This window comes from Janthinobacterium sp. Ant5-2-1, assembly GCF_001445815.1.
GTDB classification, from domain to species: Bacteria; Pseudomonadota; Gammaproteobacteria; order Burkholderiales; family Burkholderiaceae_D; genus Janthinobacterium; species Janthinobacterium lividum_E.
In genome coordinates this window covers 14,326-30,486 of sequence record NZ_LNCE01000014.1, presented here as the reverse complement: position 1 = coordinate 30,486, position 16,161 = coordinate 14,326, and the positions used below count along the sequence as shown (strand labels likewise).

General features: G+C 63.7%; 14 protein-coding genes and 1 pseudogene. 9 read left to right on the top strand and 6 right to left on the bottom strand.

What is annotated here, in order from left to right:
• The first annotated feature begins 44 nt into the window (after window positions 1-44).
• Window positions 45-776: an alpha/beta fold hydrolase gene (locus tag ASN89_RS04985; protein WP_058048482.1), complete on the top strand. Its 732-nt coding sequence runs from the start codon at window positions 45-47 to the stop codon at window positions 774-776.
• On the opposite strand, the gene ASN89_RS04980 is transcribed toward ASN89_RS04985, so the two are convergent.
• Window positions 753-1,130 (bottom strand): hypothetical protein, encoded by a 378-nt coding sequence (locus ASN89_RS04980; RefSeq protein ID WP_152988443.1) that lies wholly within the window; start codon window positions 1,128-1,130, stop codon window positions 753-755. The two genes, ASN89_RS04985 and ASN89_RS04980, sit on opposite strands and share 24 nt — an antisense overlap.
• Window positions 1,131-1,296: 166 nt before the next feature.
• Here ASN89_RS04980 and ASN89_RS04975 point away from each other — a divergent pair.
• The 4 genes and pseudogenes from ASN89_RS04975 to ASN89_RS04965 all read left to right on the top strand — a co-directional run.
• A pseudogene (locus ASN89_RS04975) lies at window positions 1,297-2,391 on the top strand (alkene reductase); the annotation flags it as partial.
• A gap of 21 nt (window positions 2,392-2,412) precedes the next feature.
• Window positions 2,413-2,958, top strand: coding sequence for an OsmC family protein (locus ASN89_RS29655; RefSeq protein ID WP_268766378.1), 546 nt, complete (start codon window positions 2,413-2,415; stop codon window positions 2,956-2,958).
• Window positions 2,959-3,021: 63 nt separating this feature from the next.
• On the top strand, window positions 3,022-3,354 hold the full coding sequence (locus ASN89_RS04970) for a carboxymuconolactone decarboxylase family protein (RefSeq protein ID WP_046684792.1): 333 nt from the start codon (window positions 3,022-3,024) through the stop codon (window positions 3,352-3,354).
• Window positions 3,355-3,415: 61 nt separating this feature from the next.
• Window positions 3,416-4,117, top strand: a complete 702-nt coding sequence (locus ASN89_RS04965) for a DsbA family oxidoreductase (protein WP_058048480.1) — start codon at window positions 3,416-3,418, stop codon at window positions 4,115-4,117.
• Here the strand turns inward: ASN89_RS04965 and ASN89_RS04960 are convergent.
• Window positions 4,114-4,743, bottom strand: a complete 630-nt coding sequence (locus ASN89_RS04960; RefSeq protein WP_058048479.1) for a TetR/AcrR family transcriptional regulator — start codon at window positions 4,741-4,743, stop codon at window positions 4,114-4,116. The two genes, ASN89_RS04965 and ASN89_RS04960, sit on opposite strands and share 4 nt — an antisense overlap.
• 17 nt (window positions 4,744-4,760) lie before the next feature.
• On the opposite strand from ASN89_RS04960, the gene ASN89_RS04955 reads away from it, so the two are divergent.
• Complete coding sequence (locus tag ASN89_RS04955) at window positions 4,761-5,240, top strand: CopD family protein (RefSeq protein WP_235501858.1); 480 nt, start codon at window positions 4,761-4,763, stop codon at window positions 5,238-5,240.
• 14 nt (window positions 5,241-5,254) lie between these two features.
• Here ASN89_RS04955 and ASN89_RS04950 read toward each other — a convergent pair whose 3' ends face one another.
• The 3 genes from ASN89_RS04950 to ASN89_RS04940 form a co-directional block, all read right to left on the bottom strand.
• Complete coding sequence (locus ASN89_RS04950) at window positions 5,255-5,818, bottom strand: TetR/AcrR family transcriptional regulator (protein ID WP_046684796.1); 564 nt, start codon at window positions 5,816-5,818, stop codon at window positions 5,255-5,257.
• Between the two features lie 222 nt (window positions 5,819-6,040).
• On the bottom strand, window positions 6,041-7,960 hold the full coding sequence (htpG, locus tag ASN89_RS04945; protein ID WP_046684797.1) for a molecular chaperone HtpG: 1,920 nt from the start codon (window positions 7,958-7,960) through the stop codon (window positions 6,041-6,043).
• A gap of 88 nt (window positions 7,961-8,048) precedes the next feature.
• A complete protein-coding gene (locus ASN89_RS04940) occupies window positions 8,049-9,467 on the bottom strand; it encodes a PLP-dependent aminotransferase family protein (RefSeq protein WP_058048477.1) in 1,419 nt (472 codons plus the stop codon).
• Between the two features lie 148 nt (window positions 9,468-9,615).
• Between ASN89_RS04940 and ASN89_RS04935 the strand changes: the two genes are divergently transcribed.
• The 3 genes from ASN89_RS04935 to ASN89_RS04925 all read left to right on the top strand — a co-directional run bounded on the left by ASN89_RS04935 (window position 9,616) and on the right by ASN89_RS04925 (window position 13,544).
• Complete coding sequence (locus ASN89_RS04935) at window positions 9,616-10,524, top strand: DMT family transporter (protein WP_058048476.1); 909 nt, start codon at window positions 9,616-9,618, stop codon at window positions 10,522-10,524.
• Between the two features lie 176 nt (window positions 10,525-10,700).
• On the top strand, window positions 10,701-11,894 hold the full coding sequence (locus tag ASN89_RS04930; RefSeq protein ID WP_046684799.1) for a PLP-dependent aminotransferase family protein: 1,194 nt from the start codon (window positions 10,701-10,703) through the stop codon (window positions 11,892-11,894).
• 291 nt (window positions 11,895-12,185) lie between these two features.
• On the top strand, window positions 12,186-13,544 hold the full coding sequence (locus ASN89_RS04925; RefSeq protein ID WP_058048475.1) for a diguanylate cyclase: 1,359 nt from the start codon (window positions 12,186-12,188) through the stop codon (window positions 13,542-13,544).
• A 194-nt stretch (window positions 13,545-13,738) separates the two neighbouring features.
• Here ASN89_RS04925 and ASN89_RS04920 read toward each other — a convergent pair whose 3' ends face one another.
• Window positions 13,739-16,012 carry a TonB-dependent hemoglobin/transferrin/lactoferrin family receptor gene (locus tag ASN89_RS04920; protein ID WP_058048474.1) on the bottom strand — a complete coding sequence of 758 codons (2,274 nt, stop codon included), beginning with the start codon at window positions 16,010-16,012 and terminating at the stop codon, window positions 13,739-13,741.
• Window positions 16,013-16,161: the final 149 nt, after the last annotated feature.

The following is a 16,161-nucleotide window of genomic DNA, read 5'->3' as shown; positions in this document are numbered from 1 at the left end:
TGGCGGACGGCGCGTGTACCGGCGCGGCTGTTATGATGGGCGCAATGACGACACCAACCCACGCCTCGCCCCTGCTTGTCCTCCTGCCCGGCATGGATGGCACGGCCAGTCTATTCCACCATTTTGACGCCGCCTTGCGCAAGCAGACCGCCATCGCCACCTTGGCCATCGCCTATCCGGCCGCGCCGCTCGACTATGCGGCGCTGGAAGCATACGTGCGCGAGCGCTTGCCGCAGGACCGCACGTTCGTCGTGCTGGCCGAATCGTTTTCAGGGCCGCTGGGGGCCGCCCTGCGCGCCGATCCGCCGCCCGGCATGCGCGCGCTGGTCCTGTGCTGTTCATTCGTGCGCAATCCGCGCCCGATGCTGGCGCCGCTGCGCCACCTGCTGGGCCTCGTGCCCTTTGGCGCCATGCCCGGCTTCGCCCTGCGCCAGGCGCTGCTGGCGCCCCACTCCACGCCGCAACTGCAGGCGGAACTGGCCGCGGCGCTGGCGCAGGTGCCGCCCAGCGTGCTGCGCCAGCGCCTGCGCGCCGTGCTGGAAAACGACGCCTCGCGCAGCTTCGCGCGCGGCAGCCTGCCCGTGCTTTATCTGCGTGCCCGACATGACCGCCTGGTGCCGCCGGCGAACGCCATGCAGATACTGCGGCAGGCAGCGGGCGCGCAAGTGATTGACATCGCCGCGCCGCACATGCTGCTGCAGGCGGCGCCAGAAGCGGCCGCCGTCGCCGTCGCCGCTTTTATTACGGGCCTGTCAGCCGCGCAGGCGCTCAACTAAGTGTCCAGTTAAACGCGCGCTGGCCAGCACGGCCAACCAGCTCAAGCCGCCCGCCAGTACGCTGAAGTAAATCGCCCGCAGCGGATGCTGGGGCAGCAAATACGCCAGCACGGCCGCACCCAGCAAGCCGCACAGCGCAGGCTTCCACCAGCCAGGCGGCAGCAGCGCCAGCAGCAGATTCGTACCCGCATACACGTAAAATACGAGCAGCAGGGCCAGGCCGCCGGCCACGCCGCGCGAGCCCAGGCTGCCGAACACCTGCGTGTACAGGAAAAATCCCAGCCAGCTCAACACAATAAACAGCAGGCAGCCCAGCGCGTGCGCGCCCAGGCCCGCCATCAGGCGCTTCTTCATGGCAATCATCCGTATCGTCCCGTGCAAAGCCGCATCATAGCGATTTTGTTGCCGATGCCATCGATTGACTTGCCTACCTACTAGATGGTAGACTTATTTCAAGCCGGGTATTTCAGCCGGCAATCCTTTCGCGCCACGGCGCATTCGACTCTTTGCGAGGCATCACATGCATCAACTGTTCACCCCTTATGACCTGTCCGGCATTTCCCTGTCCAACCGCGTCGTCATGGCGCCGATGACGCGCACGCGCACGCTCGAAAACAATCCCGACGCGCTCACCGCCTTGTATTACGCCCAGCGCGCCTCGGCCGGCCTGATCGTCACCGAAGGCTTGCCCGTCTCCGATGAGGGCCGCGGCTATCTGTACACGCCGGGCATCCATAGCGACATACAGGGCCAGGGGTGGCGCCAGGTCACCGATGCCGTGCACGCCAAAGGCGGCAAGATCTTCGCCCAGCTGTGGCACGTGGGCCGCATGTCACACGTGTCTATCCAGCCAGGCAACGTGGCGCCCGTGGGACCCAGCGACGTGGCGGCGGAAAACACCACCGTCTACGCCTGGATCGAAGCGGGCAAGGCGGGGCCGGTGCTGCCCAGCGTGCCGCGCGCGCTGACCGTCGACGAGATCGCGCGCGTCACCGCCGACTTCGTGCATGCCGCGCAGGTGGCCATGGCCGCAGGCTTCGACGGCGTTGAAATCATGGCGGCCAACGGCTTCCTGTTCGACCAGTTCCTCAGCGGCGCCGTCAATACGCGCACCGACCAGTACGGCGGCAGCATCGCCAACCGCCAGCGCTTTTTGCTCGAGACCATAGACGCCCTGTCGGCCGCCATCGGCGGCGGCAAGGTCGGCGTGCGCGTCTCGCCGTTCGGCCGCCTGTACGACATGCGCGCCTATGCCGATGAAGCACAGGTGTGGAGCAGCGTGGCCCAGGCCCTCAACACCAGGAAACTGGCCTATGTGCACCTGAACTACCAGCCGACCATCACGGCGGCGCAAGTGCCGCCCGGCTTTGGCGCGCAATTCCGCCAGGACTACCACGGCACCCTGATCGGCGCGGGCGGCTTCACGCAGGAACTGGCGCGCAGCGAACTGGAAAAAGGCGACCTCGATCTGATCGCCTTCGGCATGCCGTTCATCTCCAACCCGGATCTGGTGGAGCGCATGCAAAACAACTGGCCGCTGGCCGACAGCGACCGCTCGACCTATTACGGCGCCAGCGGTCCCCTGTCCCATGGCTACACCGACTATCCCGCCTATGGCGCGGCGGCCGGCGCCAACATGCTCAATGGCATCAACGTGGCAGCATTGCAGCAATTCGCCCAGGGCGTGGCAGGCCATCCCGACAAGGGCGAAGCGCGTTTCAACGTCAAGACCCGGTGGCAACATCAGACGCGCAGCGTGGCCACCGTCAGCCACTATGTGCTCGGTGGTGAAAAGCATGCGCGCCATTTCGAGATCGCCTCCGACGAACCGCATGAATTGCTGGGCCAAAACACGGCGCCCAATCCGCAAGAGCTGCTGATGGCCGCACTCAACGCCTGCCTGTCAGTCGGTTACGCGGCCAATGCGGCGGCCATGGGCATCACCGTGCACAGCCTGGAAATCGAAACGGACGGCAAGCTGGACTTGCGCGGCTTCCTCGGCCTGGACGAGAACGTCAATCCCGGTTACGACGAAGTCAGCTACGTGGTGCGGCTGCGCACGGATGCTTCGCGCGAGCGCGTCGAAGCGCTGCACCAGGCCGTCACCAAGACGTCGGTCAACCTGGCCAATTTCTCGAAGGCCATCCGCATGCTGCCCGCCCTGGAAATTATCGAGGCTTGATACCCCTCCCGGGAATCATCGAACCACCAACCCGCGCGCAAGCGCCTATATAGCGAGGAAATCATGGAAGACTGGAAACAAGCTCGGCAAGATATCAACACACGTGCGATACAACTGAACGCATTGACGCCCGACACCATGAAAGGCATCGCCGCATTGGGCGGCGCCGGCGACAAGACCAACCATCTCGATGCGAAGACGCGCGAGCTGATCTCGCTGGCAGTGGCCGTCACCACGCGCTGCGACGGCTGCATCGCCTTCCACGCGGCCGCCGCCAAGAAGCTGGGCGTGACCGTGGAAGAAATTGGCGAAGCACTCGGCGTGGCGATCAATCTCAATGCCGGTGCCGCGCTTGTCTACAGCACCCACGTGCTGGACGCATTCGACAAGGCTTGATACTGCCGCACCAGCCGGCCTGGCATGCGAGCACGCCGGGCCGGCCATTCAAGGAACAACCATGAAAAACAACACACAAACGCTGGTCGTCGACATCTGGTCCGATTTCGTCTGCCCCTGGTGCTGGATTGCCAAGCACCGTTTCGAGAAGGCCCTTGCCGCTTTCGAACACAAGGACGCCGTGCAGGTCAGGCTGCGCGCTTACCGCATCGCGCCGAACCATCAGGCCGAACCGATCAAGGCAGCCTTGCTGAAAAAATTTCGCGATCCGCTGGCCGCCGAGGGCATGTTGTACTCGGTGCAGTCGCATGGGGCGGCGGAAGGCCTGGACTACCGCTTCGACACCATGCTGTTTGGAGACACCATGGATGCGCACATGCTCGTCAAGGCCGCCGGCGACGCGGCATCGCAGCAGCGCCTGGCCGAAGTGCTGTATGCGCAGAGCATTTCGCACGGCAAGTCACTGTTCGACCGCGATTCCCTCGCCCTGCTCGCGGCGCAGGCGGGCGTGCCTGCCGAGGCGGTGCAGCGCGCGTGGTCGACACCGCAATTGCGCCAGCAGGTGCAGGACGATGAGCGCAGCGCATCGCGCATCGCTTCCGGCGTGCCGCTGTTCGTCTTTGGCAATGGTATGCACATTTCCGGTGCGCAGCCGCAAGAGGTGTTCCTGCAGGCGCTGGAAAAAATGCATGCCCGCTCCCAGGAGGACCAGGCCGCATCGGATGGGGAGATGTGTGGCCTGGACGGCTGCATCCTCCCTTAAGCGCTGGCGGCAGCTTCCCTGCCAGGTCCTGCCGCATCCAGATAGCCGTGAACCGCGCGTCCCAGGCGCCGTGCAAGCGACGCCATATCCGTTTCTCCCCGCAGCGCCGCGGCGTCGATGATGCCGCGGCATAGCGCAATCACGTCGGCGGCGGCCATATCAGGATCGGCGACGCCATGACGCGCCAGCAGCCCCGCGAGCTGGTCGGCAAGCGCCTGCCGCAAGGCCTCGTCCTCACGCTGCAAGGATGGCGACGACGGCGCCGATTCCAGCGCGAGGGCAAGCGCCGGGCGCCTGAACTGGTGCGCCAGGCCGGCCATCACACCTTGCTGTATCGCGAACGGCAATTCTCCCTCCAGCGCCATGGCTAGGCCCACGTCGTGCAGCAGCATCGCCCGTTCGCGGCGCACCAGTTCGGCCAGCAGCGCCTCTTTCGACGGGAAGTACTGGTACAGGGAGCCGATGCTGACGCCGGACAGCTCGGCAACGTGATTCGTCGTCAACGCGGTCCATCCCCGCACTTCGATAATGCGAGCAGCCGCCTCCACCATCGCCGCGACGGCGGCAACCGACCGGGCCTGGGACGGCCGCTTGCGGGGTTCTCCATGTGCTGCGGTTTTTGCCATGAATGCGAGTAGCGAAAGTGGGTAGTAAAACTTATTCTAAACGTTCCGCAAACAACCGTCCCTGCCGATACGAGAACGCCATGCACACCTATACATTCCTGCTGATATTGCACATTGTCGCCGCCATCGCCTTCATCGGCCCGATGATGCTGACGCCGCGCCTGCTGAACCTGATGCGCGAGCCCGCCGGCCGCGCTACATTACACAAACTCCAGCAGCAGATCGGCGTCGCAGGCTGGATGCTGCTTATTGGCGGGCTGGTCCTGTTGTATCTGCAAGAATGGGCCTGGCTGCACATGGGCTGGATGCGGCTGTCCCTCGCGCTTTTTATCGGCGCGCAAGCCATCGATCATTTTTGGGCGGACAAGGTGGAAGAGAAGGTGGAACAGGGATACGCGCAGGCGGGCGCCAGACTGGGAATCTGGCTGTGCATCAAGCTGGCCGTGTTTTTGACCATCTGCGCGCTCATGATCGCCAAACCGGCCCTGTTTTCCTGAGCGGGCTGGCCGCGCTACGCCAGATTGTCGAGCATGTAATGGAACGCGGCCAGCGGATCGGTCGAAGGCCCCAGGGCCCAGCCGATAAAGCTGGCGCCTTCCAGTGCGCTGAGCAGCATGAAGGCATAATCCTTCGGCGCTTTCCGCAAGGTCCAGCCATGCAGCTGCGCCGCCTGCACGAGATTGTTTTCCATCCAGTCCAGCTGCTGCGCCATCAGCTGCCTGCCCAGGGCCTGCAGCGATTCGGGCAGCGCCGCCATTTCGGCCGCGAGCGCGCCGCACAGCGGCAGCAAATGGTCGTTGGCGCTGGCCAGGAACAGCCCGCCGAACTCGCGCAGGCGTTCGACCGGATCGGCATGCGCCGCATCGATCGCCTGCAGCTTTTCCGTAAACACCTCGATATATTGCGTGATCAAGGCCACGCCGAGATTTTCCTTGGTGGGGAAATGATGGTGGATACTGGCCTTGCGTATGCCGATTTCTTCCGACAAATCGGCATAACTGAAAGCGGCGTAGCCTTTCGAACGCAGGTGGATCTCTGCGCTTTTCAAAAGGGCGTCGCGGGTACTCACTGACATGACAGGCTCCTGCACCAACGGCCATGCCGGCCATTGACGGATTAAATTCAACAAGGGGCAATTATGCCTGAAGTCGCTGCACTCAGGGCTTGAGGCATGCGCATGCGGCGCTGAACATCGGCCATGAAAAAAGCCGGCCCTTTCACGAGGAAAGGGCCGGCCTGGATGCATCAGCCGCGGTGTCGGATTACGCTGCGCTAATCCGACCTACACGCATCTGAATTACTTCGCCGAATTGAGCAGCAATTCGTTGAGGCGTTTCACGAAACTGGCCGGATCGGCCAGCGAGCCGCCTTCGGCCAGCATGGCCTGGTCGAACAGGATGTTGGCCCAGTCGCCGAATTTGCCGCCTTCAGCGTCTTCGTATTTCAGACGCGTCACCAGCGGGTGGTTCGGGTTGATTTCCAAAATCGGCTTCGATTCCGGCGCGCTCTGGCCAGCAGCTTTGAGCATGCGCAGCAGGTTGCCCGACAATTCGTTTTCATCGGCCACCAGGCAGGCTGGCGAATCGGTCAGGCGGAACGTGACGCGCACGTCCTTGGCCTTGTCGGCCAACACGGTCTTCATCTTGCCCACCAGGTCGGCGTACGAGGTTTCCGTTTCTTCGTGCTCTTTCTTTTCCGCTTCGTCTTCCAGCGCGCCCAGGTCCAGGCCGCCCTTGGCGACGGAAACCAGTTCCTTGCCTTCGAAGTCCTGGATAAACGACAGCATCCATTCATCGACACGGTCCGTCAGCAGCAGCACTTCGACGCCTTTCTTGCGGAAGATTTCCAGGTGCGGGCTGTTTTTCGCTGCGGCGTAGTTGTCGGCCGTGACGTAATAGATCTTGTCCTGCCCTTCCTTCATGCGCGCCACGTAGTCGGCGAACGACGTGATTTGCTCGTCGCTGTCGTTGGCCGTCGATGCAAAGCGCAGCAGCTTGGCCAGGCGTTCCTTGTTGGCCGCGTCTTCGCCGATGCCTTCTTTCAGCACCTGGCCGAATTCCTTCCAGAAGACGGCGTACTTGTCCTTCTTGTCCTGCTCGTCCGCGTTCGCCAGTTCTTCCAGCATGCCCAGCACGCGCTTGGTCGAGCCTTCGCGGATCACCTTGACGTCGCGCGACTCCTGCAGGATTTCACGCGACACGTTCAGCGGCAGGTCGGCCGAGTCGATCACCCCGCGCACGAAGCGCAGGTACGTCGGCATCAGCTGCTCGGCATCGTCCATGATGAAGACGCGCTTGACGTACAGCTTGATGCCGCCGCGCTTGTTGCGGTCCCACATGTCGAACGGCGCCTTGGCCGGGATGTACAGCAGCTGCGTGTATTCGCTGCGGCCTTCCACGCGGTTGTGCGTGTGCGTGAGCGGCGACTGGAAGTCGTGCGATACGTGCTTGTAGAATTCGTCGTACTGTTCCGGCGTAATGTCGGCCTTGTTGCGGGCCCACAGGGCGCTGGCCTGGTTGACGGTTTCGAATTCGTCTTTCAGGACGGTTTCTTTTTTCTCGTCGTCCCACTCTTCCTTCTGCATCACGATCGGCAGCGAGATATGGTCCGAGTATTTGCGGATGATGGACTTGATCTTCCAGCTCGACAGCAATTCGTCTTCGCCTTCGCGCAGGTGCAGGATGATGTCCGTGCCACGACCCGTTTTTTCGATGTTCTCGATGCTGTAATCGCCTTCGCCGGCCGATTCCCAGCGCACGCCTTCCGAGGCGTCCGCGCCGGCGCGGCGCGTTTCGACGGTGATCTTGTCGGCGACGATGAAGCCCGAATAGAAGCCCACGCCGAACTGGCCGATCAGGGCGGCGTCCTGCTGCTGGTCGCCGGAGAGTTTACCGAAGAATTCCTTGGTGCCCGACTTGGCGATGGTGCCCAGGTGCGAGATCGCCTCGTCGCGGGTCATGCCGATGCCGTTGTCGGAAATGGTGATGGTGCGCGCATCCTTGTCGAAGCTGACCTTGATCTTCAATTCGTGATCGTTGCCGTACAGGGCGTCGTTATCGATCGCTTCAAAGCGCAATTTGTCGGCCGCGTCGGACGCGTTCGAGATCAATTCGCGCAGGAAGATTTCCTTGTTCGAGTACAGGGAATGGATCATCAGGTGCAGCATTTGCTTCACTTCGGTCTGAAAACCCAGGGTTTGCTTTTCGGAGACAGCCATTTTTACCTCATAGTCTTGTGGATGGGACGGATTCTACGGAGTTGGGGATGGTACAAGCGATTTCAAGAGCGGCCGCCGAAAGTCGCCCCTAACCCAGCGCGCGAGCGAAAAACGCCCATACCCGCTCGTCCTGCACCGTGGCCAGGTTCAGGCGCATGCGCGTCGATGGCAGCTGGCGCGGCGAAAACAGGCTGCCCGGCGCCAGCACCAGCCCCTCGGCCAGCGCCTTCTCGGCCAATACATTCGTGTCGCAGCCCGCATCGGCCCACACGAACATGCCGGCCGGCGCGGGATCGAAGCGCAAGCCCGCCCGTTCGACCTTGCGGTACGTACCGTCGCGCACCTTGTCGAGCCGCGCGCGCAGGCGCTCCGCATGCTTGCGGTACAGCCCCTGCGAGAGGATCTTATACACGACGCGCTCGCCGATGTCGCTGGTGGTCAGGGTGGCCAGCATCTTGCGGTCGGCCAGGCGCTGCGCCCGCTCAGGCGAGGTGGCGATGAAGCCCACGCGCAGGTTCGCCGCCAGGCTCTTGGAAAAGCCGCCCAGGTAAATCACGCGGCGCAACTGGTCCAGCGCGGCCAGGCGCGTGGCCGGCTGCACCGCGCCACCCGGGTGCATGTCGCAATAGATGTCATCCTCGACGATGAGGAAATCGTGCTGTTCGGCCAGGCGCAGCACCTGGAACGCCTTGGCCGCCGACAGCGACGTCGAGCTGGGGTTGTGCAGCACCGAGTTGATCACATACAGCTTGGGACGGTGCAGGGCCGCCAGCTCGGCCAGCACGGCGATATCGGGGCCGTCACCGAGACGCGGGATGCCGATGACGTTCATGCCCATGGCGGCAAAGGCGCCGAACATGAGCCAGTACGCGGGATCGTCGACGAAAATGGTTTCGCCGGGACGGGCAAACTCGCGCGCCACCAGATCCAGCGCCTGCATCACGCCCACGGTGGTGACGATCTGCTCGGGCGGGCAGGCGATTTCCAGCCCCGCCAGCTTCAGCTGCAACTGCTGGCGCAGCGGCAGGAAACCCTGTGGCGTGCCGTAGCCCAGCAGCAGACTGCCGGGCTGGCGGCTGACGTCGCGCAAGGCGCGCGCCACGAGGTCGCCATCGAGCCACTCGGCGGGCAGCATGCCGATGCCGGGCGCGGGGATGGCCGGCGTCTGGCGGAACATGTTACGGATCAGCCACACCACGTCCATCGGCTGCGCCGCTGCTTCCTGCGCGCCAGCGGGCGCCGCCGGCGTGTTCAGGGGCGAGCGCTCGCGCACGAAAAAGCCGGCGCCGCGCCGCGATTCCAGGTAGCCGCGCGCCACCAGCTTGTCGTAGCTGGCCACCACCGTGGCGCACGACACGTCCAGGCCGGCCGCGCACTGGCGGATCGACGGCATGCGCGCGCCGCCGCGCAGCAGCTTGTCGTCGATGCGCGCCACCAGCGAACGCGCGATCTGGTCGATCAGGGTTTCGCCCGAGGCGCGCGACAGCAAAGGGAGTGTATTGCTCATATGACCATCACAGTATGTGAAATTATGCGTGAAAGTGTATTTGTACTGTACTGCTATTGAGCCCTAGGATAGCAGTACGGCAGGAATTAATCCACGCCTGCCGCACATCCCGCACCTCCATTACCGCCAGTACCAGGAAACCCATGCCATGACCACCAGTACCGCCCCCGCCAGCCACCCTCCCCGCCTCGGCGCCGACCGCAAAGGCCTGCTGCTGGGCTTGATCGCCGTCGCCCTCTTCAGCCTGACCCTGCCTTTTACGCGCCTGGCCGTGGCCGAACTCGATCCCACCTTTGTCGCCCTGGGCCGCGCCTTGGTCGCCGCTTGCCTGGCCGGCCTGTGGCTGTGGCAGCAGCGCGCGCCCCTGCCGCGCCGTGAACAATGGCTGCCGCTGGCCCTGGTGTCGCTGGGCTGCGTGCTGGGTTTTCCCTGGCTGACGTCGGTCGCCATGCGCAGCCTGCCTGCCTCGCACGGCGCCGTGCTGGTGGGCATCTTGCCGCTGGCCACCGCCGTGTTTGCCGTACTGCGCGGCAAGGAACGCCCTTCCCCGGGATTCTGGCTGATGGCGCTGCTCGGCACGGCACTGGTGGTGGCGTTCGCGCTGCGCCAGGGCGGCGGCAGCTTCCACGTGGCCGACTGGCTGATCTTTGCCGCCGTGCTGCTGGCCGCACTCGGCTACGCGGAAGGCGGACGCCTGGCGCAAGCCATGCCGGGCCAGCACGTGATTTCCTGGGCGCTGCTGCTGGCCGTGCCTTTTGTCTTGCCCGTGGTGCTGTGGAATGCCTGGCCGCAGCGCGCGCTGATGGCGCAGGCCAGCGGCGCGGCCTGGCTGGGCTTTGCCTATATCTCCGTGTTTTCCATGTTTATCGGCTTCTTTTTCTGGTACCGGGGCATGGCGCTGGGCGGCGTGGCGCGCGTGGGACAGACGCAGCTGCTGCAGCCCTTCCTCACCTTGCTGGGCGCGGCCGTGCTGCTGAATGAGCCATTGACGGGCGAAAGCCTGCTGTTTGCCGGCGCCGTGATCGCCGTGGTGGCCATCGGGCGCAAGCTGAAGTAAGGTTCCCTGACGCCCATTTGCAACGCCGTTACGCGTGCGCATGGGCACGGCGGCGTGCAAGCCGTACAATACGGCAGCATCATGGCGGCGCCTATCCGGTGCCGCTTGCGCAAGCACCGCCACAAGCGGGCCAACAAATCCAGCCGGCGCAGCTCGGCATCTTCTGTGAGACTCGTATGAAAATTGAAAATCCGAATCCGATCCAATGGCGCTTTGCCGAACGCGCAGAACAGCTGCAAAGCTCGTTCATCCGCGAAATCCTGAAGATCACGCAGCGTCCCGAGATCATCTCGTTTGCCGGCGGCCTGCCCTCGCCCGCCACCTTCCCCGTGGAAGAAATGAAGACCGCCTTCGACAAGGTCCTGTCGAACAATGGCAAGGTGGCCCTGCAATACGGCCCGACCGACGGCTACCTGCCGCTGCGCCAGTGGATCGCCGACTCGCTGTCGAGCAATGGCAGCACCATCCTGCCGGAACAGGTGCTGATGACGTCCGGCTCGCAGCAGGCGCTGGACTTGCTGGGCAAGGTCCTGATCGACGAAGGCAGCAAGGTCCTGGTGGAAACCCCCAGCTACCTGGGCGCCCTGCAGGCATTCTCCGTCTACCGTCCCGAATTCGTTTCCGTCGATACCGATGACGAAGGCCTGGTGCCGTCGTCCATCAACCCCGTCGCCGATGGCGCGCGCCTCTTGTACGCGCTGCCGAACTTCCAGAACCCGACGGGCCGCAGCCTGTCCGTGGCGCGCCGCGTGGAACTGGTGGAAACCTGCGCTCGCCACGGCCTGCCGCTGATCGAGGATGATCCGTACGGTGCCCTCAGCTACAGTGGCGAGCCGTATCCGAAGATGATCAACATGAATCCGGACGGCGTCATCTACATGGGTTCGTTCTCGAAAGTGCTCACGCCCGGCATCCGCCTCGGCTACGTGGTGGCGCCGATGCCGCTTGTGCGCCGCCTGGAACTGGCCAAGCAGGCGGCCGACCTGCACACCTCGCAGCTGACGCAGATGGTCGTGCATGAAGTGATCAAGGATGGCTTCCTGGACCGGCACATCCCCAGCATCCGCAGCCTGTACGGCAACCAGTGCCAGGCCATGCTGTCGGCGCTGGAAGAGCACTTCCCGGCCGGCGTCACGTGGACGAAGCCGGAAGGCGGCATGTTCATCTGGGTCACCCTGCCGAAACACATCGACGCGATGAAACTGCTCGACGAAGCCATCGCCAACAAGGTCGCTTTCGTGCCGGGCGCGCCGTTCTACGCCAACACGCCGGACACGCACACCCTGCGCCTGTCGTTCGTGACGGTGCCGCCGGAACGCATCCGCGAGGGCATCGCCATCCTGGGCAAACTGATCGCCGCAAAAATGTAATCGCACTCTCCACGCCCCGCTTGCCGCGGGGCGTGTCCCCTGCTGCCCCCGCACCAACGGGCACGCGTCTTTTCCGCCTAAAAACCGCTTTCATGATAGCAATTGCGTGTATTTATTTTTAAAAATATCATAAAAATAATACTTTCATTGCTCGCGCAACATCGATTTTTTCACCCAAAAAAATGGCGAGGCGGTATGATTTGACCGCTGTATCAGATTTGACCCCGGTCAGCATCACCGAATATGCAGCAAACGCAGGCAGCGCAAAGTACATCGAGAAGGCCGGAAGCAATGAGTCCAGGCAGTGTGGAGCATTCCCAGCGGCGTGAGGCCGCTATTTTGATTGTCGACGATGCGCCGGCCAACCTTGAGCTGCTGCGCAAGCTGATGAGCGAACAGGGTTATCAAACCTATGTGGCCACGTCCGGCGAACGGGCGCTGGCGATCGCCCAGCGCGCCCATCCCGACCTGATCCTGCTCGACGTGCTGATGCCGGACATGGACGGCATCGAAACGTGCCGCCGCCTCAAGCAGCATCCGCTGACGCAGCGCATCCCCGTCATCTTCATGAGCGCCAAGACGGAAACGGAAGACGTGGTGGCCGGCTTCGACTGCGGCGCCGTCGATTACATCAGCAAGCCGCTGCGCATGGCCGAAGTGTGCGCGCGCGTGCGCGCCCAGCTGCAAATCCGCAGCAACAATGAAACCCAGCAGGAACAGGCCGAGCGCCTGCGCACCATCGTCAACAACATGGCCGAGGGCTTGCTGATCATCGAGGCAGATGGCCGCATCCAGTACACCAATCCGGCCTGCGACCAGTACCTGGGCTACCGCGAAAACGAACTGGCCGGACGCTTCATCGGCGAGCTGCTCAGCCCCCTCGTGACGCAGGAATACCTCGATTATTTCGCCATGCACGCGGCCAATCCGGAAAAAGCGCACAACCACGGCACGCGCGAAGTGGCGATCCGCCACCGCAATGGCGCAGCGTTGAGCATGGACCTGACCCTGACGCCCATGTATCTGCGCCAGCCCCTGTATATCGGCCTGCTGCACGACATCACGCATCACAAGCAGTCGGAAGACGCGCTGCAGCGCGCCGCCTATCTCGACCCGCTGACGCAGATCGCCAACCGCCGGCATTTCGACAGCTTCCTTGAAAAAGAGTGGCAGCGCGCCGTGCGCGGCGGCGGCGCCCTGTCGCTGGTGGTGCTCGACGTCGACCATTTCAAGCTGTACAACGACAGCCTGGGCCACCCGGCCGGCGACATCTGCCTGCAGCAGGTGGCGCAAGCCATCGATGCGCATGCCAGCCGCTCCGGCGACCTGGCGGCCCGCTACGGCGGCGAGGAATTCGTGCTGCTGTTTGCCGACACGGATGCCGGCAACGCCCTGCACCTGGCCGAGGCCATCCGCGCCAGCATCGAAGCGCTGCAGCTGCCGCACCCGCGATCAAGCACCTCGCCATGGATCACCGTCAGCATCGGCGTGGCCACCATCCGCCCGCACCAGCTGGACGACCGCGAAGCCCTGTTCGTCGCCGCCGACCGCGCCCTGTACGTGGCCAAGGAAGCGGGCCGCAACCAGGTCCGCGCCACGCACTCGGGCAGCACGGCCTGGGAGACGGTCAAGGCGATCGTACTGCGTTAAAGCTTAGCAAGACATGCGGCAAACAAAGAGTAGGCCCAAGTCACAAAAAAAGGCACTCCGGGCCAAGCGAGCCTGAAAAATGTCGAGGGCAAGGCGCAGCGACGCAGACAATAGCCAGTACGGCAAGGAAGCTGCAACGCCGCCATCGGCATTTTCTCAGGCCCGCGTCTCCGGCCCGCCATTTTCAGAAGTAATCAGAATTTTCTGGACACACTCAACTTCGCATTCCTCCCCACGCCGGTAACCGCTTCACTCAAGTAGGGCATGTAATTGCGGTTGAAGACGTTGTCCACCGTCAGCCGCACTTCCGTGCCGCACCACACGCCCTGCCGGCCATTCCACGACGCGAACAAAGTGTGCAGCGCATAGCCTTTCGATGGCGGCAAGCGGTACACATTCCCCACCGGCAGGACGCGCTCCTGCTTTGCCACGAAGCGGCCCTGCCAGCCGATGCTGGCCCCAAGGTCGGGCATGCGCCAGCCCAGGCCCGCCATCAATTTATCGGGTGCGATGGTCGACACGGCTTCGTCCTGGCCCCACGGGTCGCGCTGGGAACCCGTGCGCGTGCCGCGCTGCTTCGACAGCGAGGCGCTGGCAAACAGGCGCGGCGAGTTGTAATAGGACTCGACTTCCACGCCCTGCGTGCGGAAACCGGCCAGGTTGCGGTAGGACGACAGGGCCGGCGGCACCTTGCCCGATCCCGGCACATAGCCTTCGATCAGGATACCCAGGCGCGGACCGATATTGTCGCTGACGCGGTTCCGGTACGCCGTCAGGCGCAGCTGCACGTCGTCGCGCTCCATGAACACGTTCTGACGGTGCAGCATGACGCCCGTGCGCACGGCCGTCACGCGCTCGACGGCCAGGTCGCGGCTGGTACCCGGCGTCGATGAACCGAGCCTGGACGACACATAGTATTCATTCGAATACATTTCGTCGATGGTCGGCGCGCGCCAAGTGCGGCTCAAGTCGCCGAACAGCGCCACGCTGGCGGACGCCTTCCAGAACAGGCCCAGTCGCGGCGACCAGTCTTCATGCGCCTTTTCGCTGAAGTCGTGGCCAGCCGCCGCCAGCGGGCTGTTGTAGCGCGACGCCTTGTTCGGCACGCCCTCGGAAACGACTCTGTCGTGGCGCAGGGCCGCCGTCACCGTCACGTCGCCATAGGTCATCGCATCCTGCAGATACAGGCCCGTGGTTTCCTGGCGCCCGGCCGGCATGTAGTAGGGCTGGAAGTAGCCATAGTTGTAGCTGGGGTCCTTCAGCGCCGTCGACGACGGGTAGTACATCAAGGTGTCGCGCACGTTCTTGTGCCATTGCAGTCCCGTCAGCAGCACGTGCGACACGGCGCCCGTCGTAAACACGCTTTCGTTGCGCACTTCGGCGATGCGGTCCACGTACGAGGCCCAGCTCTCGTTGCCCAGGGAGCCCAGGTAGGAACCGAGCGACGCGGAGGGCAGGCGCTTGTCATGCTGGTCCGTGTGCGAATAGCCGGCGCTGGCCGTCAGCTTGATCCATCGATTATTTTGCGGCGCGTACTGCCACTTCACGGAATATGTATCGTCGTCCTGGTCGCGGTACACGGCCTTGCGCTGCCACGCTTCTTCCAGTCCGTATTTTTTGATTTCCGCCTCGGTCGGCGTGGGCACGTCCTCGCCCATGGCGGCGAACGGCCCCCAGCCCGAACTGCCGCTCTTCATGGCCGTCAGGGTCAAGAGCTGCTCCGGCGTCAACCGGATATTCAGCTTGGCCAGGCTCGATGGCGCATCGATGGCGGAAAAGCGGAATGGCTTGCCATCGGGCTTGCGCAAATCGTCGGACTTGCGCTGCGTCGTAAAGGCCATCGCATCGAAGCGGCCATCTTCCGTGCGGCCATAGACGGCCACGGTGGCGTCGTTTTCCCCATTGTTCGAGTGGCGCGAGTACTTCAGCATGGCGCCCGCTTTCTCGCCACCTTCCAGCAAGTCCTGCGCATCCTTGGTCTCGACCGTGATGACGCCGCCGAAACCGCCATTGCCGTACAAGCTCGTATGCGCGCCCTTGTTCACTTCGATCTGCTTGATCAGTTCCGGCTCGATGAAGATGGAACCCTGGCGGTATTTCTCGAAGCCCTTGGGCACGCCGTCGAGGATGACTTTCACGTCCTGCACTTTATTGAAGCCCCAGATATTGAGGCTCTGGCCGCTGGGACGGGCCGTGCCTGCCAAGTCCACGCCAGGCAAGGTGTCGAGCAGGGACGCGACATTGTCGGCCTGCTGGCGTTCGATGTCGGCGCTGTTGATATACGAGCGTCCGGCCGTGCCGGCGCTGATGGCGTCGCCGAACACGCTGATGGCGGGCATCTGCACGGCGTCGGCCTTCTCGGTCTTGTCGGCCATCGCCACCGCCCACGCGTGGCCGTGCGCGCCACCCAATGCCAGCGCCAGCGCGGCGGCCAGCGGGGTCAATCCATGTTTGCTGCTGCTCTTCATCGCTATCCTTGCCTGGGTTTGCTTGCTGCTCGATGCTTGTGGAATGAAAAAATGCAGGGGCAGAGGACAGCGGTGCACGATCAAGCGGCGGCGTTGAAGGAAGCGTTGCGGCGGAACTCTGCCCGCGCGGACACGCCACCGGCGCATGG